Raw genomic sequence first — 23,247 nt, forward strand, 5'->3', positions numbered from 1 at the left:
TGGAAAGGAATGAGCAAATGCCTCGTTATGCGTTAAAAATCCAATATGATGGCACGAACTATGTTGGGTATCAAGTACAAGACAATGGATTATCAATTCAAGAGGTGTTAGAACGGGCTTTAAGACGAATTGCAAAAGTTAGTTCGACAACGCGAGTTGCTAATACAGTATCAGGGCGTACGGATGCAGGTGTTCATGCACTAGGACAAGTTGTACACGTTGATTTTCCTTATGAAATTCCATCTGAAGGGCTGCGTAGAGGATTAAATAGTATTCTTGATGATTCGATTCGTGTGGTAGCTGTTGCTTGTGTGAGTAACACTTTTCATGCACGCTACGATGCGATTAGTAAAACTTATCGCTACATTGTGGACTTAAATGATTTTCCAAATCCATTTACGCGATTATATACCCTCCATCATCCTTATCCGATTGAAATCGCGCGTATAGAGGAAGCAATTCAAGCTGTTAAGGGAACGCATGACTTTACCAGTTTTTGCTCAACTAAGACCCAACAAGAAGATAAAGTTCGGACGGTTACTGAAGCAGCCATCGTATATCAAGAAGATGCGAATCATTTAATCTTTACGTTTAGTGGTAATGGTTTTTTATATAATATGGTACGTATTTTAGTGGGGACGCTATTACAAATTGGCGATGGGATTCGTCCGGTATCAGATATGGAACGGTTACTACAAGTTCGAGATCGAAATCTTGCTGGACCTACCGCAAAACCTGAAGGATTATTTCTAGTTGAAGTGGTATATCCAGAAAATATTTTTAAATAAACAAAGAGGCTGGACCTATGGGTTCCAGCCATTTTTTAAAGTTAATTTAACCAAATTTGAATTTAATCAGTCACAATGACTTCTTTATCCGTCAACCATTGATCTAGCTTTTGAATTTCAGGACATAAGTAAGCGTGAACTTTTTCGTTAATTTCATTAAAGCCACTGATCGAGCGAATCGGAGTCTGTTCATTCATAAAGATTGACATAAAGGTCATTAAAGTATGCTCATCAATGTCAATTCGCTGCGTCATAATATCGTTCATGTCACCGATAAAATGGTAGCGAACACCTACTAAATTGATAAAGTCTAATGTTTTATCCCGCTCTTTAATTAAAACTACGCGTCCTAAGTAATAGTCATAATAGAGTAGGTAACATTTACTTGAAAAATAGTAATTTAACATCACTTTACAATCGTCTTTGGTAAAACTTCTTTTTAATTTTAATTGTAGTGTATCGTCTACTCGCGTATTAATGGCCGCCATTATGGCTTCGGTCATGGCATCTTCGTTAGGATCTTCTAAATAAATTTCCTCAACATGGTAGATTGGAATGTTCCAGACCGATTCCCGGCGACTAAAACGAAAATAAAACTTATAAAAATCAACTAAACGATAACTGCGTTCGCGAATATTATAAGTAATATACTTTTGTTCAGGGTTTGCGATGTATTCTTTAGCTAATCTTCTAGCTTGACTTTCAGTAATATATTGCATGATGTTTGCTCCTTCATGTATGATCACTTACTAGATTATACGATTATTTGATTGAAATCAATCTTAAGATATAATGAATGTAATAACAAAAGGAGTTATAAAAATGAAACTATCAGTTCGACCGGCTAAGTTATCTGATTTGTGGGATATCATGGAAATTATTGATTATGCCAAAGCGCTACAACAAGAACAAGGGAATCTTAATCAATGGGGGGAGAATTATCCGCTGAAACATCATATCGAATCAGATATTGAACAAGGAGAAAGTTATGTAGTTGTTTCAACGGATCAAGACGGGGAAGCGTATCTGGTCGGGACATTTTGTTTAATGAAAAAGCCTGAGCAGTCTTATACGACAATCGAAGGTTCTTGGCTCAATGATGCCCCTTATGTTACCGTTCATCGCATGGCGTCACGCCAATGTGGCACCGGACGCTTTATCATCGAGTCGTTGAAACGCAACTTTTTAAATATCCGTATTGATACACATCGTGATAATGCGGCGATGCTTCATCTTTTGTCAAGCTCAGGTTTTGAATATTGTGGCAAGATTCAATTAATCAACGGTGGTGGAGAACGTTTAGCATTTCATTATGTTAGGGAAGATTAAAATAAATACTCCAGGCGTACTTTTGCAGTGCTACCTGGAGTTTTTAAATTAGTCTAATTTGTTGAACCATTGTTCTAGGAAAGGTTTGAGTTTTTGATGCGTTATAGAATAAAGATGGCTGTCGACAGTACTAATTGATTCTAGAATCGATTCAGGTAAGTCATACTGTAAAATGTTCTCGGTCAATTCTAAAATTTGCCGATCGGTCTTGCCATCTACTGGAATATTTAGGGCGTCTAGTGTCGCATAAGGGAATTTATAAGGGCTGGAGGTTGCAATAACCATTTGCTTATGTGTCAGCCGTTCTTCACGTCTTAATTTACGCATACCTGCCATCGCAACGGCACTATGAGGATCAAGTAAATAGATATGGTTTTCAAAAGTTTGTCGAATTTGAGCTTTCGTTTCTGCATTGGTAATACACGTTGCAATAAAATCATCAATATTACTGTAATCTTCGGGGTCTAATTTGAATCGCCCAGTTTGTTTAAGTTCATCCATATGATGTTTTGTATGCTCAGCGTCTTCATTGAGCAAGTAGTATAGAATTCGCTCGAAATTACGTGGTAGGCGGACATCGAGAGAAGGGCTGAGTGTATGATAAGTTGGTCGATTGAGTTCAAATTCGCCGGTCGTAAAGAGTTGATAGAGGTCGTTATTTTCATTATTAACGCAAATTAATTCTCCCATCGGTAATCCCATTCTGCGCGAATAGTAGGCGCTAAGTAGGTTGGTCCCGTTCCCCGTTGGAATGCTAAAATCTACTAATTCTCCAATCGTAATTTCATTTTGGCGGATAAGTTGGGCATAAGCATAATAGTAATAGACAATTTGAGGAATCACTCTTCCAATATTAATGGCATTCAATGAGCTGTAGTGCCAATGTTGTTCTTCGAGGCGCTGTGTAAGGGGTTGATCCAGTAAGATATGCTCCAATGTTCCGACAGTTTCTCGGAAGTTATTGATAATCGAGACAACTTTTTTAGGATACGTTTGATGAACTTTAAGCTGTTTCTCTTGTAGGCTTGACATAATATCTTTTGGATAGAAGAGTAAGACACGAAAGTTATCAAACTCTCTAAAAGCCTCGAGAGCAGCTTTTCCAGATTCACCTGTTGAACTCAACATTAAAATTAATTGTTTGTCAGGCATAATATTGGCTCGCGCAGCTTCAAAAAGATAAGGTAAAATCGCCATACTAATATCTTTATAGGCAACCGTTGGCCCATGGAACAACTCTAGAATATAATAATCGCTCACTTTACGAACGGGAGTAATTTGATAATGGTTAAATCGTTCGCGATAGGCAGAGTTGATGGCATCGCTCAATTGTTCAGATGAGAAATCATCAAAGAAAAGTGCTAAAATTTTCTCTGCCATCTCTTGATAAGATAATTGGGAAAATGTCTCCCAATCTACTTCAAAATGCGGAATATGTTCAGGTACATAAAGACCTCCGTCCGGAGCTATGCTATTCAATAAAGCCTCCCCAGCAGTGACACGATGCGCTTGATTTTGTGTACTTACGTAATACAGATTCCTCACCCCCAATCATACTAGACGTAGTATACCATAAAATCTAAATGAAGATAATTGTTTTAGAAGCTATTCGAAATTATACGATAACGAAGAATAAAATAAGGCCACTTTCAATTAAAGAAAGTGACCAGAATAGACCATAATTATAATGCGTGATATCTATGCATCAAGTTGTGCGGTAGTTTGATGGAATTGTTCCTCATCAATGAGATGATTACTTGCTGCCACCATAAATCCAGTTGAAGCTCCTGCATGTACGTTGGTAGAAGTTCGGGCCATATCTGCCATTCCAGCAATTGGACTTAGAACTAGAATCATCTCAACTGGAAGCCCCATTGCTGCAAATAATGCAGTAGCTTGGATAGTACCAGTACCTGGGACACCAACGGTTCCTATTGAAGCCAGTAAAGCGGCGCCAACCATTAGGAAATATTGGTTAACTGAGAAATCAATATTTAGTGCATTGACTGTAAAGATAGCTAGTAATACTGGCCAGATTGAAGCACATCCAGGCATTCCGAAAGTAGTACCGACAGAAGCCGAAATCGAAGCGATATTTTCGGGTACTCCCAATTCTTTCTGACAGCGAATATTAGCAGGAATACTACCAATAGAGCTTTGGGTAGTGAAGCCAATTAACCACGCAGGGAATAATTTACGTTGAACAATTAATGGATTATGACGTCCAAACAACGTAATTAGACCAGATGTTGTGATAAAGGTATGGAAGAAGCAACAAATATAAACCGCCAATAAAAGAATAAGCAGTGAAGTTACGAACGAGAAATCTAATGTAGCTACTTGATTCGCTAAAAGAGAAAGTACTGCATATGGGGTAAATTTAACGATTGAGCCAATCGTTTTATTCATTACTTTATTACCCGCCACAATGAAATCAATAAACGGCTTGATTTCTTGTTTGTCTTCATAGATTAAAATAATGATACCAATAATCACAGCAAAAATAACTACTGGAATCACTTTGTTATTGGCCATGTTATCGATAATATTACGTGGGAAAAAGCTAACAATGACTTGTGAAAAATGAGGAACTTCTGCAAGCTCATCGGTAGAAACCATATCGATGCCTGCATTGAGTCCTAAGTTCATTAATTGGCCCATAATAATTGCAATAACGGAACCTAAAATATTATGGAGTGAAAGAAAACCTAATGTTTTGCCTCCGATAGAACCTAAAGTTTTAAGGTCTCCAATATTGATAATCGTTGCAATAATTGAAAAGAGTAGTAAGGGGATTACAAAGGCCATTAATAGGTTGGCGTATATTTTACCAAAGATTACGACGTAATCAGTGTGACCTTGGAAAAAGTATCCTAAAATGGCACCCATTGCAGTCGCGGTTAATACTCGGACCATTAAAGACATTTTGCGTTGCTGCATTTTGTATAAAATATAAAAAAGTACTAAGGTAATCAGAAAAGCCAAAAGACTATACATTCAAGAATCCTCCTTTAGTTGATCGAGTTCGTCACTTGACCCTGTCTGCTATCTGGAAAAATATTTTGTAAAAAGATGCAAAGGTGCCAAGTAGGGTACGCTATGCTAGCGCAAGAGATATTACATCATTTAGACATGAAAAAGGCACCTCCTTTGTTATTTTCCATTGTTAATATTATCACAAATAAACGATTAATCCAATCTTTTTACAAGCAAAAACTACCCGTTAAATCAATATTTAACGGGTAGTACATAAGATTGTCATCAAATGTTACTGAAGATAGATATTACGGAAACCTTCTTGCAGTGCAGCATTTTGTGTAGGTTCAAAGTGGATTTTTTGGTCTGGCATCCCTTGATTTTGTTGTGAGTGCAAAACAATCGGCTCGCCATTATAAATCGTCATCAAATAGAAGTGGGTCTGCATTGACGGACCGTTAATTTGATAATAGGATGCAACAATATTATAGGTGTCTTGAACCAGTGGGCCGTCCGGATTCCAAACGGATTGGACAGGCTGATCTGCCACCGCTAAAAAGTCATCCGTAATTTGTGCAGGGAATTCGACACCATACATATTCGCTGGATTTTCTGGTGAGGCAGGAAGATATTCTTGGTTCATATCTTTTTGCCATTCTGTCATAAAAGTATTCAATTGCTCAGTTTTTTCATTATTCCATGATATTTGAGCAGAATCATTAGAATCATCATCAGTCGGAGGGGTGGCTTGATAGGTAGCTTCAAATTGTTGTCGCAAGTACTCAGTTTGAGTCGGTTCAAAATGGATTAACCCATCTTCTGCCCCTTGATTTTGTTGTGAATGCAATACTACGGGTTCCCCATTGTAGATTGCTAACAAGTAAAAATGAGGGAAATATTCTAAGTTCTCAGGTGGTGTTTGGCGATAGGCTGCGACGATATTATAGACGTCTGCTTTAAGGGGTTCATCAAAATTAGCCCAGCGCGCTGGAACTTGTTGATCACTCACTGCGAGTCGCTCAATTACCCCTGTAGGGAAATCTACACCATACATCGATTGTTGACTAGCAGGGGTTGCTTGGATATATTGCTCACCTGTTTCAACTTCGTAAGAACCGAAATAGCCTTTCATTTGTTCATCTTTAACAGCGTCCCACGCAGGATCTTCTGTATTTGGATATTGTTCGATTTCACTTGGAGAAATCGGTTCAATGCTGGTCTCCTCATTTGGAGTCGTAGGTCGGTAGCCTACAACGTTTGTTGTAGTGAATCGATTGTTGGCGATATCTGTAAAGGCATTCGCTAATGCAATATTTTCAGTTGGGGTAAAGTGAACAAGTCCATCAGGAAGCCCTTGATTTTGTTGTGAGTGCAGTACTACTGATTGTCCGTTATAGATGGTCATTAAGTAGAAATGTCCCGCCATCTCTGGGCCGTTAACTTGGTAGTATGCAGCGACAATGTTGTATGTATCTGGTAATAATTCACCATTTGGATTCCAAGTTGCGGCTACCTTTTGATCATTAACAGCCAATAACCCTTCCGTTAATTGTTCAGGGAAAGTAATACCATACATATTCGCAGGATTATTCGGTGTTGCCGCGATATATTCTTGTCCCATTTCAGCTTGCCAACGAATCATAAATTGTTCGAGGGCTTGTTGTTTTTCAGAAGTCCAGGCCAAATGTTTGAGAATGGAGTTTGAATGGAGGTCATCGTTATAATAAGGATGTCCCATCACATGAGCGTAATTATTCACCTCTGTAATTAAACCATCAGGTTGGACACTAAATAATCCATAATTGGTCGTATCATCTTGGTTATCTTTTGTTTGGTAGACTAACTCGACTAAATACGAACCATCCTCTACAGGTTCAATCCAAGATTGAATGAGATCATTATTTGAACCTACTACAGCTTTTTGCAAATAGTCAAAAGCTATTTCTTCCGTGAATGAATCGAAACCTTCTTTAGAATCGAGTAAATCAAAATGTTTTTCATGTAAAATCAAATAGCTAACTTTATCGATCGTATACATTGCTGTTGCTTTTTCAGGTGATTGCGTGTCAGTATAGGCAGTAATAATTACTTGATGATCACGATAGGTGAATTCATACTTTCCAACCCCTTGAAGGGACAATGTAATCGTTTGGTCATGGTTATCAATTACTGACCATGCTTTACGATCATATTGGTTAGGATCAATTTTTGCGTATTGATTGGTGTGATATAAGAAGACACCTTCGAATAAATCAATGGCTTGTTCAGCCGTCCACTTCGTAGATGAATTTGCATCAATTTGTTTTTCAGTACGAGCATTTTGAGCTGCTTCAGATTGAGCATATTCTCGTGCATACGTTGTTAATAATTGAATTACGGTTTGAGAGAGGGTAAGTTGATGTTCTTTAGCCCAGTTTTCAATGGTTTGTTGAATTAATTGATCCAAAGCCGCTTGACTGGTGTCATTTCCTTCACCTAAATATTGATGTAAGCTGGTTTTTAGTAAAGCTTGAATTTCGTTAATTTGACTTTCGGTTAATTCTTTAGTTTCTTTAACTTGAATAACCGTTTTAATTTCATTTTGCGCTGTTGTAACGTTTTGGGGATTCAATGCTTGTCCTGCAGCTTCATACATTTTATAAACACCTGCCAAAGCACCTTCACCGGTGACAGGGTAGAGTGAGGCGATTCGAATTAAGACATCTTCCGCCCCAGCTGTAATCGCAGCATTGGCATAGGTTTGGGAATTAACATTTAAAATAGTTTGAGGTGTAACAATTTGAACTTGAACCCCATAACCAGGTTCCCTTGGTTCAATTACCGCACTCGAATAAACAGGTGTGATACGCGTTGATCCATCGTTTAGATAATGGTTAATGATCTCTCCATCAATCAAATATTGATTTTTTTGCTCAATTGTTTGACCTGTTAATAACTGTAAGGTGCGTTTAATATCATTTTCAGATAAAGTTGCACCAAGAGAAGCGCTCGGTTGAATCGATTTAGCTTGAACTCGAGAAATTACACTTTCATGCTGAGTAGAGTTGACCAAATTGACCATTGGAGACATTGTGTTTGTGCCAGCCAGTAGAATCGCTGCTAATAAATAGGACTTACGCATGAATATCACTTCTTTCTTTTTTATTGAGTTGCTATCTTTATTATAGAACAAAAAATGCCTACAAAAGAGAAATAGACAAAAGTTTATAATTTTTTTCAAGCGTTATTCATATAAAAGTCATATTTATCTATAAAAAAACTAACTTCGTCAAAATGAAGTTAGTCGTTTCAACTTTATTAGAGATCTACGTTGTGGTGTACTTTTTGAACATCTTCATCATCTTCAAGCAAATCGATGAGTTTTTCGAATTGCTCAAGTTCCGCACCTTCTAAAGTAATTTCTGTTTTCGGTAACATTTCTAGTTCAGAAACATCAAATTTATCAATTCCATAAGTTTCAAGCGCAGTATAGATTTTTTGGAAATCCGTTGGATTACCGTAAACGACGACATTATCTTCTTGCTGCTCGACATCTCGGACATCGCAGTCTGCTTCTAATAAGGCCATCATGATTTCTTCGGCATCCGCATGTTCAAATACAAATACAGCAGTATTATCAAATAAATAGCTGACAGATCCACTTACGCCCATATTACCGCCGTTTTTACCATAGATGGCACGGACATTTCCGGCGGTTCGATTAACATTGGTTGTTAGCGCATCGACAATAATCATTGATCCGCCTGGACCAAAGCCTTCATAGCGAAGCTCTTGGAAGTTCTCATCGCCGGTTCCTTTTGCTTTATCAATCGCTCGATCAATAATATGTTTTGGAACATCGTATGATTTTGCACGATCAATTGCGAATTTTAATTTTTGGTTGAGGTCTGGGTCAGGCTCACCTGATTTAGCTGCGGCATAAATTTCAATACCGAATTTTGCGTACACTCTGGACGTGTCTTTATCTTTTTGGGCTTTCTTTTCTTTAATATTCATCCATTTACGACCCATATCATCACACTTCTTTCATTAATTTGCATAAATCTATTATAGCAAATTTTTTGGATTGAACAATCTTATCTTGGTACATACGATAAGTATAAATAAAAAAAGAGCTGTGCTTTAAACACAACTCTTGATAAGTATTCTGTAATTAACGGTCACCATTGTAGACGGTGTTACGCACTAAAACGTAATTGACGTGGCGTAGTGAATTAATATCTTTTCCACCCGCATATGAAATAGCAGATTGTAAGTCTTGTTGCATTTCAATTAACGTATCTTCGAGTTTTCCTCGAGTCGGGATGAGTTCAATTTTACCTTCGACGTTTTTGCGTTCTCCTTTTTGGTACTCAGAAGCGCTACCGAAGTACTCTTTGTAAATAACCCCATCAACTTCACGAGATTTTCCAGGGCTTTCTTCATGCGCTGCAAAGAGTGATCCAATCATAACCATGGATGCACCGAAACGATATGCTTTGGCAATATCTCCGTTATGACGAATTCCGCCATCTGCGATAATCGGTTTTGTAGCAGCTTTTGCACAAAGACGAATCGCAGCAAGTTGCCAACCACCAGTACCAAAACCAGTTTTTAATTTCGTAATACAAACACGCCCAGGTCCGACACCAACTTTTGTCGCATCTGCTCCCGCATTTTCCAATTCACGAACTGCTTCAGGTGTCGCCACATTTCCTGCAATGAGGAACGTAGAAGGGAGATGTTTTTTAATATGGCGAATCATTCGAATAACGTTGTCAGAGTGACCGTGTGCAACGTCAATCGTAACGTATTCAGGAATGACACCGTCGCGTGCAAGTTCTTCTACGAATGCATATTCAGGTTCTTTAATTCCGATACTGATTGATGCGTAGAGTCCTTTGTTATGCATTTTTTCAATAAATGGACGGCGAGATGCTTCATCAAAACGATGCATAATATAGAAATAATCATGTTCAGCAAACCACTGAGCAAGTTCCTCGTTCATGACGGTTTGCATATTTGCTGGAACAACTGGAATTTTGAATGTACGCGGGCCAAATTGAACCTCAGTGTTACATTCTGAACGACTTTTAACAATACATTTATTAGGAATCAACTGAACATCTTCAAAATCAAAAACTTCCATGATAGATTCTCCTTTAAATTAAATTATTATTTTGTTTCATACAATTTTGCAATACGTTGTTGAGCATCTTGATTATTAACATATTCACCGTAAGTGGTATTGATCAGATCGTAAGCACCATTCGGTGTTAATTCAATCACTCGATTACATGTAGTGTCTAAGACTTCATAGTCGTGAGAAGCCATTAAAATAGCTCCCTTAAACTTGATTAAGCCATCGTTAAGTGCGGTAATAGATTCCAAGTCGAGGTGATTTGTCGGTTGGTCTAATATAAGAACATTGGCTTTCGAAAGCATCATCTTAGACAATAGACAGCGAACTTTTTCACCCCCTGAAAGAACGTTCACAGGCTTCAATACATCATCGCCACGGAATAACATTCTACCTAAGAAGTTACGTAAGAATGTATTGTCTTGTTCTTCTTTTTCAGCATATTGACGCAACCAATCGACAATCGTCATTTCGTTATGATCGAATTCATCTGAAGAATTACGCGGCAAATAGGTTTGAGTCGTTGTAACACCCCATTCATAGATACCACTATCCGGCTCGAGGCGTCCAGTAATCATTTCAAAGAAAGTGGTGACGGCTAGGTCGTTACGGCTAACAAAAGCAACTTTGTCATCACGATTTAAGGTGAAGGTGATGTTATTGAGTAACACTTCACCGTCGACTGTTTTTGACAAGCCTTCGACTCGTAGTAGGTCATTACCAATCTCCCGAGCAGGTGAAAATCCGACATAAGGGTAACGTCGGGAGGAAGGTTGGATATCGTCTAAGGTGATTTTATCAAGCATTTTCTTACGAGAAGTAGCTTGTCTAGATTTCGAAGCGTTGGCTGAGAATCTTGCGATAAAAGCTTGTAGTTCTTTAATTTGCTCTTCTTTCTTAGCATTTTGATCTGCTTGTAATTTGGCAGCCAATTGACTCGATTGTAACCAAAAATCATAGTTACCGACGTAAAGTTTGATTTTCCCAAAGTCCACGTCTGCCATGTGAGTGCAAACTTGATTTAAGAAGTGACGGTCGTGAGAGACGACAATGACAGTGTTCGGGAAATCCATAATAAAATTACTTAACCACTCAATTGCTTGCGCATCGAGTCCGTTTGTCGGCTCGTCGAGTAGTAAGTTATCAGGACGCCCGAAGAGCGCTTGTGCTAATAAAACTTTAATTTTATCGGCTTCAACTAACTCTCGCATATATAAATAATGCATATCGGTAGTAATGCCGAGACCTTGAAGTAGGTCGCTCGCTTCAGCTTCTGCTTCCCAGCCACCCATTTCAGCGAATTTAGCTTCAAGCTCTCCAGCTCGGATTCCATCTTCATCGGAAAAATCTTCTTTTAAATAAATTTGGTCTTTTTCTTTTTTAACATTGTAAAGCTCTTGGTGTCCCATCATCACGGTCTCGAGGACTTGATAATCTTCAAAACCATAATGGTCTTGATTTAATACCGCAAGCCGTTCGTTAGGATCCATCGTAACGTTTCCTGTTGTAGGTGAGATTTCACCGGATAAAATTTTAAGGAAAGTAGACTTTCCAGCTCCATTTGCACCAATAACGCCATAGCAGTTGCCCGGTGTAAAAGTGATATTTACGTCATCAAATAATTTTCGGTCAGGAAAATGAAGACTGACGTTCGATACATTAAGCATTTATGAGCCTCCTCTAATATCATTGGGTCCTAAGAACACCATTGATAATATTAGCACATTCTTCTTGTGAAAGAAAGTTACAGTCTGGTAACTTTAGAGAAATGTTAAAATAATATGAGATTATAAATATTTTTCGATGGAATTGATGAGATCAGCCGAGCTACCGACGATTTCACCTCTTAATTTAACTAACCCAACCGTATACAAATTGATATAACTAAACTGAGATTCTGCAATGGTATGGAGCGCTTCGATTTTTTCTGGATTATCAGCTCCAGCTTGGCGCGTATCGGAATACAATCCGATAATTGGAATACCAGCTTGATATGCGACACCGATTTCAGAAGCGACACCTGGGTCAACGACTAAGCCGTCTAATACTGCGATCAACAACCGACTCGTTAATACCGCATCGGTATCCACCTGGGCAATTAACTTAGAGTCTGCATAGTTAGACTTATCATTTATTTCACTTTGTTCTTGTGGTAAAAATAAATTGATTTCTGGATAACGATCTCGAATTCTTTGGGCTAATTGTGCATTGAATTGAAGTTCCATTTCGTTGAAGAGAGGACTCGCAAAATAAACATTTTTTGACATGAAAGCAGCTCCTTTCTGTTGTTAATTTTATTATAATTGAGTCTATCGATTAATAAAAGCACCTTTGAGCTTAACGATTACTCATATCCATAATTCGATGGTATTAGATGAATTTTATGAAGGTAAATGCAAATACCCCCCAATATCGGAATAAACACCATAAAAAGCGACGAAGTTTTAATTTGCTTCGTCGCTTTGAGTTTCGGAAAATTTCATTTTTACAATAGTCGTTGGTAACGAAGACGGAGTGCATTGGTTAGAACAGAGATTGAACTTAAACTCATCGCTAAAGCAGCCATCATCGGATTGAGAAGAGGACCGTCAAAGAATAATCTTAATACGCCCATTGCAATTGGAATACCAATGATATTATAGGCAAAGGCCCAAAATAGATTTTGTTTAATATTTTTGAGAGTCAGTTTGCTTAAATGAATCGCTCGTAAGACATCTTTAAGATCGTTATGCATTAAGATCACATCGGCCGAGCTAATTGCTACATCCGTACCTGAACTTACTGCGAGTCCGATATCTGCTTGAGCTAAAGCGGGAGCATCATTAATGCCATCTCCCACCATCATCACACATTCACTATTAGTCTGTAATTGCTTCACAATTTGGGCTTTATCTTGTGGCAAGACTTGACTATAGACTTGTTCAATCCCAACTTGCTTTGCGATGGCCTCAGCAGTCGCTTTGTTGTCACCTGTAAGTAGAACAACTTTCAACCCTTCTGCAATCATCTGTTGAATGGCCTCTTCGGAAGAGTCTTTTACCGGATCGCTAATCGCTATGGTCGCAACCGCTCGTTGGTTGACAGCAGCAAAGATTGGGGTTTTCCCTTCGTTAGCCCATTGTATTGCTTGTTGGATAAGGTGATTAGGAATCGAAGACATCGATTCAATCCACGCTTGATTTCCAACTTGAATGGTTTGATCAGCAATTTGAGCTTCGATTCCTTTTCCGGTGATGCTGTTAAAAGATTCAACTGGTAACGTCTCAAAATTCTGCTCTTGACCATAACGGGTAATAGCTAGGGCGAGAGGGTGTTCAGATTGTTTCTCTGCATTATAAATTAATTGCATGACTTGGGCTTCATCTTGTTCTGAATCAACCAACCAATCAGTGAGAGTAGGACTCCCCATCGTAACGGTACCCGTCTTATCTAAGACAACCGTAGTTGTGTGATGCATTTTTTCAAGGGATTCCCCACTTCGAACGAGAATACTGTGTTTAGCGCCATTGCCTGTACCAACCATAATGGAAGTGGGGGTCGCTAAACCAAGTGCACAAGGGCAGGCAATAACAAGAACACTAATAACAATACGTAAAGTAAAATTAAGGGATTCGCCCATTACTAATCCCCAGAACACCCCCGCCAAAATGGCTAGGATAATAACGGTTGGCACAAAATAGTGTGCAACCCGGTCTGCCAAATTACTAATTGGTGCTTTTGAACCTTGCGCTTCTTGAACCATCCGAATAATTTGAGAAATCATCGTATCCTGTCCTACACGGGTGGCCCGATAAGTGAAAGCGCCTGTGCTATTGACGCTGGCTCCAATGACAGTGTCGCCAATTTCTTTAGCGACTGGCATGCTTTCGCCGGTAATCATCGATTCATCGATAGCTGAGCGGCCTTGGGTAATAATACCATCAACGGGCAAGCTCTCTCCTGGTTGAATTTGGATAAGATCATCAATTTGAACTTCATCAACGGGTTTGAGTGTTACGTTGCCGTTATCGTCAATGACTCGAGCGGTAGGTGGTGTTAAATTCATCAGTTCTCGGATGGCTTGTGCTGTTTGTCCTTTAGCTAATTCCTCTAAATATCTTCCCAGTGTCATCAAAGTAATGATGACTCCAGCGGATTCAAAGTATAGCTCGATAGGGTGATGGCCTGTTGTTGAAGTTGGTGAAATGACCCAATAGATTGTCGCAATGATACCCTGAATAAAGGCTGCGGAGGTCCCTAAGGCAACGAGCGAGTCCATTGAAGGTTGCTTATGTATTAATTGACGGAAACCACGGATAAAAATATCCCTTCCAAAATATAAAATCGGAACCGTAAGGATAAATTGAACCAAGGCATTACCTAAGGGAGACGATACGGGATCAATTATATGAGGCAAAGGAATTCCTAGCATCGGGCCCATTGCAATGATAAAGAGTGGGATGGCAAAGAGAAACATCCAATATAATTGTTTCTTTTGCATAATGCGTTTTGCCTCTTTTTGACGTTCATCACGTTCAAATTGTTCTTGCGGGGACAAAATAAGATTTGCTTGGTACCCCGCCTGTTGAACACTTTCAATAATATTCGTTGGGTCTAATTCATTATCTGAGGTAACACGAAGTGTATCAGTCGCTAAGTTAACGGATGCTTCTTTAACAGAAGGGACTTTGAGCGCAGCCTGTTCCACTCGTGAGGCACAACTGGCGCAGCTCATTCCATCAATATGATAATTTTGTTTCATTGAATTCCTCCTAAGTATGAATATTTGTATGAGTACAGTGACATTCGCCAATTGGACAATTGCAAGGAATTTCCGTTGGCGCTAGAGCTCTTTTTTGTTCTAATGTTTGAATTAGTAACGTGCAGTCATCTTGTGATAAGGCGCTAGTTTCAATGAGTTCATTAAGGTAAGTGCCCACCTGACGTTGACAAATTCGATCGATAAAGCCATTTATTTGATCGAGGGACGCTTTTTTCTGATCAATCGTGGTAACGTATTGGTAAGGTCGAGTCTTATCAATCGAATCGATTAATTTTTTTTGCATTAACCGGTTCATTAACGATTTAATCGTGCCCTCTTTCCAAGACGTCGTTTGTTGAAGTTGATCAATGATTTCTCGGCTCGTCAATCGAGGCTGGCTCCAAATTAGACGCATCACTTGCCATTCAGCATCGCTAATTGTGTAATCCATAATAACTCCCCTTTCAACCTAAAGTTTACATGTGTAAACAAAAAATGTCAAGCAGTATGAAATAAAATGAAGAATATTCATTTAAAATCACCGATGAATTGTGTAAAATAAAGATATGAAAATAAAGGAGCGAAAATATGGAATTATTTAAAGCATTATCGTTAAAAATCAAAGATAAAAATTTACGGATCGTCTATCCTGAAGCAGAAGATGTCCGTGTTCTAGGGGCAGCAATTCGTTTGAAAGCTGACAAGTTGATTGAACCAATCTTAATTGGTAATCCTGATAATATTAAACAATTGGCAGCAGAAAACCATTGGAATCTAGGTGATATTGAAATTATTGATCCATCCAACTATCCTCGCTTTGAAGAGATGGTAGCGGCATTTTTTGAACGTCGTAAAGGAAAAAATACCGAGGAACAAGCACGTGAAATGTTACGTGATAATGTGTACTTAGGGACAATGTTGGTTTATACGGATGCAGCAGATGGTTTAGTTTGTGGAGCTACTTACTCAACAGGAGACACGGTTCGACCTGCACTACAAATTATAAAAACTCGTCCGAATGTAAAACTAACGAGTGGTGCTTTCGTCATGATACCGCCAGTTGAAGGTGGTGGTGAGAAGTTAATTATGGCGGATTGCGCGATCAATATTAATCCCGATGCTCAAGAATTAGCGGAAATCGCAGTTGAAAGTGCTAAAACCGCAAGAATTTTTGATATTGAACCTAAAGTCGCAATGTTAAGCTTCTCAACGAAAGGATCTGCTGCTTCACCTGAGGTTGATAAAGTTGTAGAGGCGACGCGAATCGCTCGTGAATTAGACCCAACATTGCCTATCGATGGAGAGTTGCAATTTGATGCGGCGCTCGTTGAATCCGTTGCGGATAAAAAAGCACCAGAATCAGATGTAGCTGGGCATGCCAACGTATTCGTCTTCCCAGAGATTCAATCAGGTAATATTGGTTACAAAATAGCGCAACGTATAGGACAATATCAAGCGATTGGCCCGATCCTACAAGGGTTAAATAAACCGGTATCGGATTTATCTAGAGGATGTAATGAAGAGGATGTCTACAAAGTATCAATTATTACAGCAAATCAAGCTTTAATTTAAAAAGAAGAAAACAACCTTGCCCCAAGCAAGGTCGTTTTTTGATTTATTTATTATTCAATAATATTTACTGGAATTTCATCTTGAGTACCATAGTACCAACTAATTTCATCGCCAGCTTCTAAGATTTGCGATTTAACACCAAGTTCAGCATATGCACCATTGAGTAGATATACCCATGTATTGAAATCTTCATAGTCATTTTCGTGACCTTCGATTTCTTCTACGACACCTTCATCTTCGTTGAAGTGGAATTTCAGGTCTGTTTCATGCATCGCTTCGAGTACGCTTTTGCCAGCACCGTCATTGACAAAGGCTGTAGCAATCGGTTCTTCTTCGCCATGAAGGTAAATGTTAATCTTCACAGCATCTTCCGTTGCAACCTCAGTTGTTTCTTCAGTAGTTTCAACTGTTGTTTCGACTGTTGTAACTTCTGTCGTTGTTTCTTCAACGGTGGTTTCAACATTTTCTTTTTTATCTTGCCCGTTCGTACAAGCAACGAGTAAGATGGTTAATAAAGGTAAAAATATAAGTTTCAATGATTTTTTCATAATTTGCCTCCTTATTAGGACTTGTTTATATCTATAAAGTAGCATAGAATAGCCATGAAATCAAATTTTTATTCAGAAAGGGGATATTCACGATGCGGATACGAACGACTTCACATGCTGAAACACAACAAGTTGCTAAGTTGCTCGCTCAATATATTCAGCCTGGGATGGTAATTAGATTAGACGGACCGTTAGGTGCGGGTAAAACAACGTTTACTCAAGGTTTTGCACAAGGATTAGGAATTACTCGCCGTGTCAATAGTCCAACGTACACTATTGTAAAGCAATATCCTATTCCGGATAAAAATTTTGAGTTAATTCATATGGATGCGTACCGTTTAGAACAAGGAGGGGCAGAGTCACTTGATATCGATGCTGTTCTTTCTCCGGATGCGATTACTTTTATTGAATGGGCACAATTTATCGAGGGATATTTACCTGAAGATTATTTAATGATTCAATTAAATCCATTGGATTCAACGACGCGAGAAATTACTATTAAGCCTTGTGGGAATTCATTGAAATACGATAACGTGATAGCTATGATAGAAGATGCGGTCGAAGAAAGAGGGTTAATCTAGCGAATGGTTGAATCAACGCACTCTAATATATCTAGCGATTCAGGGAACACCACTGAAAGGGTTGAACTTTTATTCCGCGAAGCAAAAGTTGAAGATGCGTCTCACTATCAGCAACTCATGTGCCAACTTCGACAAGAGACGTCTTATTTAATCTTTGATACAAAAAATGACCTTAATGATTGTTCTGCACTTCGAGAACTTTTAGCTCAGTATGAGCAAGCTTCTTCCAGCATTATTTTAGTTGTTGAATTAGCTGGGGAATTAATTGCGACGGCGAATCTATCTGTACGGAATCTTTTAGAAGATCCTCAACTTGGAGAAGTTGGCATTGCTGTTATTAAGGAATATTGGGGATGTGGAATTGGGAGTGCATTGATTGATTCGCTGATTGACTTTGCAGAACAAACTTCGTTAAACATCTTAACTTTAGAAGTGCTGGCATCCAACCATCGTGCGATCAATCTTTATCGGAAATTCGGCTTTTGCGAAATTGGCCGATCATCTCAATGGATTAATCAAGATGGTAAATATTATGATACGATTGTGATGGAGAAGCCATTAGGACATACTTTACATGATTACAACGCATAAGGAGGAAATGATTGTGCTTTATAATGAATTAATTAGCAAATATCCCGCAATGGATATCAAATTAAATGAACCTTTATCTCAATACAGCTACACTAAAGTAGGTGGGAAAGCCGATGCGTTAGTATTCCCGCAGACTAAGCAAGAAGTACAACAAATGATTGAATGGGTCGATACGAATCAAGTTCCATTAACGATTTTAGGAAATTTAAGTAACTTAATTGTGATGGACGGAGGAATTCGAGGTATCGTAATGATTTTAACTCGAATGAACCAGATTCAAGTTGAAGGTGAAACGGTAATTGCCGACGCAGGTGCATCACTAATCGAAACAACGCAAGTTGCCCGCGATCACCATCTAACAGGTTTAGAATTTGCTTGTGGCATTCCGGGTAGTGTTGGAGGCGCCATTTTTATGAATGCGGGAGCGTATGGTGGAGAGATTAAGGACTTGCCCTTAGAGATTGAAACATTGACTCGCACGGGTGAATTCAGAACTTACAGCACTCAAACTGCTCAATTTGGATATCGCCATAGTATTTTTCAAGATAATCACGAAGTCGTCTTACAAGTTAAATTCCAACTTGAACCTGGTGAGATTGATTTGATTCAGTCCGAAATGGATCGTTTAACCGAATTAAGAACGTCCAAACAACCGCTTGAATTACCTTCATGCGGGAGTGTATTTAAACGGCCAGAAGGGCATTTCACCGGTAAATTAATTCAAGATGCTGGCTTGCAAGGTTACCGTATTGGCGGTGCGGAAATCTCAAAAAAACACGCTGGCTTTATCGTCAATGTGGATCATGCGACTGCGACAGATTATATCGAGTTGATTCAATTTATACAGCATCGAATTTGGGAGCTTTATCAAGTTCAGTTAGAGCCTGAAGTTCGCATTATTGGCGAAGCGATACCCGCTGATGCATAAATACATTTTGATATCAAATTAAGGTCACTTTGTGGTGACCTTTTTGTGTGCCTTAAGCTGTTTGTTTTATTAAATTATGCTATACTTTTTACAGTAAAAGGTGGAGTACTCAAATGTTAAAAAAGATGCTTCACCATACGAAACGATGAATAGGGAGTGATTTGTAATGACAGAAGTGTACAGTGTTGAATTGAAAGGTATTTCAAAGACGTATGGGGATACGGTCGTTTTAAAAAATATCGATATGGATTTGGAAAAAGGAAAATTTTATACATTGTTAGGTCCTTCTGGATGTGGCAAAACAACGTTGTTACGAATCATTGCAGGATTTAATCAACCCAATACTGGAACCGTAGTGCTCGATGGTAAAGATGTTACGCAAGTGAGTGCGAATCGTCGTAAGGTGAATACCGTCTTCCAAGATTATGCACTGTTTCCACATATGAATGTATACGATAATATTGCGTTTGGGATGACGTTACGTAAAGAAAAGAAGGCAGTCATTGATCAAAAAGTCAAAGAGATGTTACGGCTGGTCCAGCTCGATGGGTTTGAAAACCGTCAAATTAGTGAATTATCGGGAGGACAAAAACAACGCGTCTCGATCGCACGAGCATTAATTAATGAACCGGAGGTTCTTCTATTAGACGAATCATTATCTGCTTTAGACCTAAAGTTACGAACAGATATGCAATATGAACTTCGTGAGTTACAGCAACGGTTAGGGATTACCTTTGTATTTGTCACCCATGACCAAGAAGAAGCATTAGCGATGTCTGACTGGATTTTTGTAATGAATGAAGGTGTCGTGGTTCAATCAGGAACGCCGAAAGATATTTATGATGAGCCGATCAATCACTACGTTGCTGACTTTATTGGTGATAGTAATATTATTGATGCGACGATGATTGATGACTATGTCGTGGAATTTGTTGGACATCAATTTGAGTGTAATGACGGAGGAATTCCAAGTGGAGAGCGGGTTGAAGTGGTTATTCGACCTGAAGATATTGCGATTACTACGCCAGAAGAAGGTCAATTGGTGGCGGATGTAGATACTCAACTATTCCGAGGAGTCTTTAACGAAGTCATTGCTTACGATAAGCAAGGTAATGAGTGGATGATTCATACGACACAATTTATCGAGGAAGGTTCAGAGATTGGTTTATCATTTGGTCCAACGGACATTCATGTGATGCGTTACAATGAATCAGAAGAAGATTTTGATGCTCGGATTGAACAGTATACGGACGACGAGGAAGATGAAGAACACTTTGATTTTCTGCAATCGAACGGTTCAGTGACTTCACAATTATAGGAGGTAGCATATGAATCGGCGATTACAACATATATTAGCTATTCCGTATTATCTATGGATTGTGTTATTTGTGGTTACACCTATTTTATTATTAATTTATCGTTCATTTTTTGGGATTGACGGAAGTTTGACGTTCGGGAACTATATTGAGTATTTTAGTAGCCCATATTATATGCAAATGACGTTTGCTTCCTTTCTATCGGCACTACTGGTAACGTTGATTACTTTTTTATTTGCTTATCCAATGGCATATTTCCTAACAAAGACCAAACGTAAAGATTTATGGCTGATGTTAATTATTTTGCCAACATGGATTAATTTATTATTGAAGATCTATGCTTTTATTGGATTACTGGGTCAGACGGGGCCTGTCGTTGCGTTATTTCAACGTTTGGGACTCGGGTCGCCTCAGTTACTCTTTACGAATGCCGCTTTCATCCTTGTAGCTGCGTACGTGGAACTTCCATTTATGATGCTGCCAATCTTTAATTCAATTGATGAGATCCCCACCTCGATTATTGAAGCGAGCTTAGACTTAGGTTCGAGTGAATGGGTGACACTCAGACGGGTTATTTTCCCGTTATCCATGCGGGGCGTAACGAGTGGGGTTCAAGCAGTGTTTATCCCATCGCTCTCACTGTTCATGCTAACCCGACTCATCGGAGGTAACCGGGTCATTACACTCGGAACGGCCGTGGAACAACATTTTCTAGTCACGCAAAACTGGGGCATGGGAGCAACCATCGGTGTTGTTTTACTTCTGCTAATGGTTATCGTGATGCGATTTACTCGACCCAAAGAGATTGGAGGTTCGACCCATGATGCGTAAAAATTTTTCTTGGGCAACGATTTATATCGTCCTAATCTTTATTTTGATGTATTTGCCGATTGCCTATCTAATCTTTTACTCCTTTAATGCCGGAGGAGATATGTCAGGTTTTACAGAGTTTACCTTGGAGCATTATCAAACTTTATTTTCCGATAAACGGTTGTTAAGTTATATCGCAAACACCTTTATCGTTGCCTTGAGCTCGGCATTGATTGCTACTATTATCGGGACATTTGGGGCTTTAGCAATTTTCTTTTCACGTAGAAGTAAGTCAAGCCAAGTGACAATGCAGTTTAATAACGTATTAATGGTGACCCCTGATGTAATGATGGGAGCGAGTTTCTTAATTTTATTTTCAACAGTGATTCCAGTAACCTTAGGATTCTGGTCTGTCTTAATTGCGCATGTGGCATTCAGTATTCCGATTGTTGTTTTAATGGTATTGCCAAAAAGTTATGAAATGAACTTAAATATGATTACAGCCGCACAAGACTTAGGTGCAACACAGTGGCAAACCTTAACTCGAGTGATTCTTCCAAGTATTCTTAAAGGGATTGTGGCAGGCTTCTTTATGGCATTCACTTATTCGTTAGATGATTTTGCGGTTACTTTCTTTGTGACGGGAGCGGGCTTTAGTACGGTTTCGATTGAAGTGTACTCGCGAGCAAGAACTGGTATTAGTCTCGAAATTAATGCGTTGAGTACGTTGATGTTTATTTTAGCTTTATTACTTGTCTTTGGGTATTACCGAATTCAAATCAGCGAACAACAGAAGCGAATACGTCCGTCTCGTCGAATTCCTTTCCAAGGAGGCAGATAAGCATGAAACAATTGAACCGTTTAATACTAGGTGTTCTAGCCTTGATTTTTGTTTTGTACGGCGTTCGTTATTCCTTAGATCGAGGAATGGGCGGTCAAGGTTCGCAGACAGTGGTATTCTATAACTGGGGCGATTATATCGACCCAACAATTTTGAAAGACTTTGAAGCAGAAACTGGATACCGAGTTATCTATGAAACATTTGACTCGAATGAGGCGATGGTTGCCAAAATTCAACAAGGAGGAACGGCTTATGATTTAGCGGTTCCGAGTGAATATATGATTGAACAAATGATCGAAGATCAATTATTAACGCCATTGGATAAGTCGAAAATTCAAGGACTAGAAAATATCGATGAACGTTTTTTAAATCAACCCTTTGACCCTAACAATGAGTATTCAATCCCATATTTTTGGGGGACCTTAGGCATTTTATATAATACTGAATATGTGGATGAAGATGAGTTGAATCATTGGGATGATCTGTGGAATCCAAAATATCGCAATCAAATTATTATTTATGATGGTGCCCGAGAAGTCATGGGTATCGGATTGCAGTCGTTAGGTTATTCCTTGAATGAAACGGATACGAGTCGCTTAATTGAGGCGCGTGATAAGATGAAGTTATTAATGCCCAATATTTTAGCGTTAGTTGCTGATGAGTTGAAAATGCATATGCATAATCAAGAAGCGATTATCGGAATTACTTTTTCGGGAGAAGCGGCGATGGCGATGGAAAATGATGATCGTTTAGCATATAAAGTCCCATCGGAAGGGTCCAACTTGTGGTTTGATAACATTGTCATTCCGCATAATGCAGCTAATCCTGACGGAGCTTATGCTTTAATTAATTTCCTTCTTCGGCCAGATATAGCGGCACGCAATGCAGAATATATTGGATATGCGACCCCAAATCGACGGGCAATGGAGCTGATGGATCCGGAAGTGGTGAATGACCCTGCGTTCTATCCTACCGATGATGTTATTGAACATTTAGAAGTTTATCGTGGTTTAGGCCAAGAGAAATTGATTGAATATAACAATATGTTCCTAGAAGTAAAATTAGAACCTAGAGATTAAGTAAATATATTCAAAAAGAAGCGTTAGC

Annotated in this window: 21 protein-coding genes; 10 read left to right on the forward strand and 11 right to left on the reverse strand. The window is 38.9% G+C overall.

Annotated elements, in window-relative coordinates:
• The first annotated feature begins 17 nt into the window (after positions 1-17).
• Positions 18-788, forward strand: a complete 771-nt coding sequence (truA, locus tag CYJ57_RS00720; protein WP_006700882.1) for a tRNA pseudouridine(38-40) synthase TruA — start codon at positions 18-20, stop codon at positions 786-788.
• A 62-nt stretch (positions 789-850) separates the two neighbouring features.
• Here truA and CYJ57_RS00725 read toward each other — a convergent pair whose 3' ends face one another.
• Entirely contained in the window at positions 851-1,507 is a 657-nt protein-coding gene (locus CYJ57_RS00725; RefSeq protein ID WP_006700883.1) for a hypothetical protein, read from the reverse strand.
• A 103-nt stretch (positions 1,508-1,610) separates the two neighbouring features.
• Here CYJ57_RS00725 and CYJ57_RS00730 point away from each other — a divergent pair, with 103 nt between their 5' ends.
• Positions 1,611-2,117 carry a GNAT family N-acetyltransferase gene (locus tag CYJ57_RS00730; RefSeq protein ID WP_101953668.1) on the forward strand — a complete coding sequence of 169 codons (507 nt, stop codon included), beginning with the start codon at positions 1,611-1,613 and terminating at the stop codon, positions 2,115-2,117.
• A 48-nt stretch (positions 2,118-2,165) separates the two neighbouring features.
• Here CYJ57_RS00730 and CYJ57_RS00735 read toward each other — a convergent pair whose 3' ends face one another.
• The 9 genes from CYJ57_RS00735 to CYJ57_RS00775 form a co-directional block, all read right to left on the reverse strand.
• Positions 2,166-3,662, reverse strand: coding sequence for a PALP domain-containing protein (locus CYJ57_RS00735; RefSeq protein ID WP_180764341.1), 1,497 nt, complete (start codon positions 3,660-3,662; stop codon positions 2,166-2,168).
• Between the two features lie 153 nt (positions 3,663-3,815).
• Positions 3,816-5,114, reverse strand: coding sequence for a dicarboxylate/amino acid:cation symporter (locus CYJ57_RS00740; protein WP_006700886.1), 1,299 nt, complete (start codon positions 5,112-5,114; stop codon positions 3,816-3,818).
• Between the two features lie 271 nt (positions 5,115-5,385).
• Positions 5,386-8,214 carry a DUF1002 domain-containing protein gene (locus CYJ57_RS00745; protein ID WP_101953670.1) on the reverse strand — a complete coding sequence of 943 codons (2,829 nt, stop codon included), beginning with the start codon at positions 8,212-8,214 and terminating at the stop codon, positions 5,386-5,388.
• 176 nt (positions 8,215-8,390) lie between these two features.
• Positions 8,391-9,104, reverse strand: coding sequence for a YebC/PmpR family DNA-binding transcriptional regulator (locus CYJ57_RS00750; RefSeq protein WP_101953671.1), 714 nt, complete (start codon positions 9,102-9,104; stop codon positions 8,391-8,393).
• Positions 9,105-9,246: 142 nt separating this feature from the next.
• Positions 9,247-10,221, reverse strand: coding sequence for a GMP reductase (gene guaC, locus CYJ57_RS00755; protein ID WP_101953672.1), 975 nt, complete (start codon positions 10,219-10,221; stop codon positions 9,247-9,249).
• A gap of 26 nt (positions 10,222-10,247) precedes the next feature.
• A complete protein-coding gene (locus tag CYJ57_RS00760; protein ID WP_006700891.1) occupies positions 10,248-11,879 on the reverse strand; it encodes an ABC-F family ATP-binding cassette domain-containing protein in 1,632 nt (543 codons plus the stop codon).
• A 120-nt stretch (positions 11,880-11,999) separates the two neighbouring features.
• Complete coding sequence (locus CYJ57_RS00765) at positions 12,000-12,479, reverse strand: nucleoside 2-deoxyribosyltransferase (RefSeq protein ID WP_101953673.1); 480 nt, start codon at positions 12,477-12,479, stop codon at positions 12,000-12,002.
• 218 nt (positions 12,480-12,697) lie between these two features.
• Positions 12,698-14,953 carry a heavy metal translocating P-type ATPase gene (locus tag CYJ57_RS00770; RefSeq protein ID WP_101953674.1) on the reverse strand — a complete coding sequence of 752 codons (2,256 nt, stop codon included), beginning with the start codon at positions 14,951-14,953 and terminating at the stop codon, positions 12,698-12,700.
• Positions 14,954-14,963: 10 nt separating this feature from the next.
• Complete coding sequence (locus CYJ57_RS00775) at positions 14,964-15,404, reverse strand: CopY/TcrY family copper transport repressor (RefSeq protein ID WP_101953675.1); 441 nt, start codon at positions 15,402-15,404, stop codon at positions 14,964-14,966.
• 137 nt (positions 15,405-15,541) lie between these two features.
• Between CYJ57_RS00775 and pta the strand changes: the two genes are divergently transcribed.
• Positions 15,542-16,525, forward strand: coding sequence for a phosphate acetyltransferase (gene pta, locus CYJ57_RS00780; protein ID WP_101953676.1), 984 nt, complete (start codon positions 15,542-15,544; stop codon positions 16,523-16,525).
• 50 nt (positions 16,526-16,575) lie between these two features.
• Here pta and CYJ57_RS00785 read toward each other — a convergent pair whose 3' ends face one another.
• A complete protein-coding gene (locus tag CYJ57_RS00785; RefSeq protein ID WP_006700897.1) occupies positions 16,576-17,073 on the reverse strand; it encodes a DUF4430 domain-containing protein in 498 nt (165 codons plus the stop codon).
• Between the two features lie 92 nt (positions 17,074-17,165).
• On the opposite strand from CYJ57_RS00785, the gene tsaE reads away from it, so the two are divergent.
• The 7 genes from tsaE to CYJ57_RS00820 all read left to right on the forward strand — a co-directional run bounded on the left by tsaE (position 17,166) and on the right by CYJ57_RS00820 (position 23,219).
• The gene (tsaE, locus tag CYJ57_RS00790; RefSeq protein ID WP_006700898.1) at positions 17,166-17,654 is read left to right on the forward strand and encodes a tRNA (adenosine(37)-N6)-threonylcarbamoyltransferase complex ATPase subunit type 1 TsaE; all 489 of its coding nucleotides are present in this window, start codon (positions 17,166-17,168) and stop codon (positions 17,652-17,654) included.
• 3 nt (positions 17,655-17,657) lie between these two features.
• Positions 17,658-18,245 carry a GNAT family N-acetyltransferase gene (locus CYJ57_RS00795; RefSeq protein ID WP_006700899.1) on the forward strand — a complete coding sequence of 196 codons (588 nt, stop codon included), beginning with the start codon at positions 17,658-17,660 and terminating at the stop codon, positions 18,243-18,245.
• Complete coding sequence (murB, locus tag CYJ57_RS00800; protein WP_101953678.1) at positions 18,229-19,173, forward strand: UDP-N-acetylmuramate dehydrogenase; 945 nt, start codon at positions 18,229-18,231, stop codon at positions 19,171-19,173. The genes CYJ57_RS00795 and murB overlap by 17 nt, the downstream gene beginning before the upstream one ends.
• A gap of 166 nt (positions 19,174-19,339) precedes the next feature.
• A complete protein-coding gene (locus CYJ57_RS00805) occupies positions 19,340-20,491 on the forward strand; it encodes an ABC transporter ATP-binding protein (RefSeq protein ID WP_101953679.1) in 1,152 nt (383 codons plus the stop codon).
• A gap of 10 nt (positions 20,492-20,501) precedes the next feature.
• Positions 20,502-21,320: an ABC transporter permease gene (locus CYJ57_RS00810; RefSeq protein WP_101953680.1), complete on the forward strand. Its 819-nt coding sequence runs from the start codon at positions 20,502-20,504 to the stop codon at positions 21,318-21,320.
• Positions 21,310-22,140, forward strand: coding sequence for an ABC transporter permease (locus tag CYJ57_RS00815; RefSeq protein ID WP_244896560.1), 831 nt, complete (start codon positions 21,310-21,312; stop codon positions 22,138-22,140). Before CYJ57_RS00810 ends, CYJ57_RS00815 begins: the two co-directional genes overlap by 11 nt.
• A gap of 2 nt (positions 22,141-22,142) precedes the next feature.
• Complete coding sequence (locus CYJ57_RS00820) at positions 22,143-23,219, forward strand: ABC transporter substrate-binding protein (RefSeq protein ID WP_006700904.1); 1,077 nt, start codon at positions 22,143-22,145, stop codon at positions 23,217-23,219.
• Positions 23,220-23,247: the final 28 nt, after the last annotated feature.

Source organism: Falseniella ignava, assembly GCF_002847645.1.
GTDB lineage: Bacteria > Bacillota > Bacilli > Lactobacillales > Aerococcaceae > Falseniella > Falseniella ignava.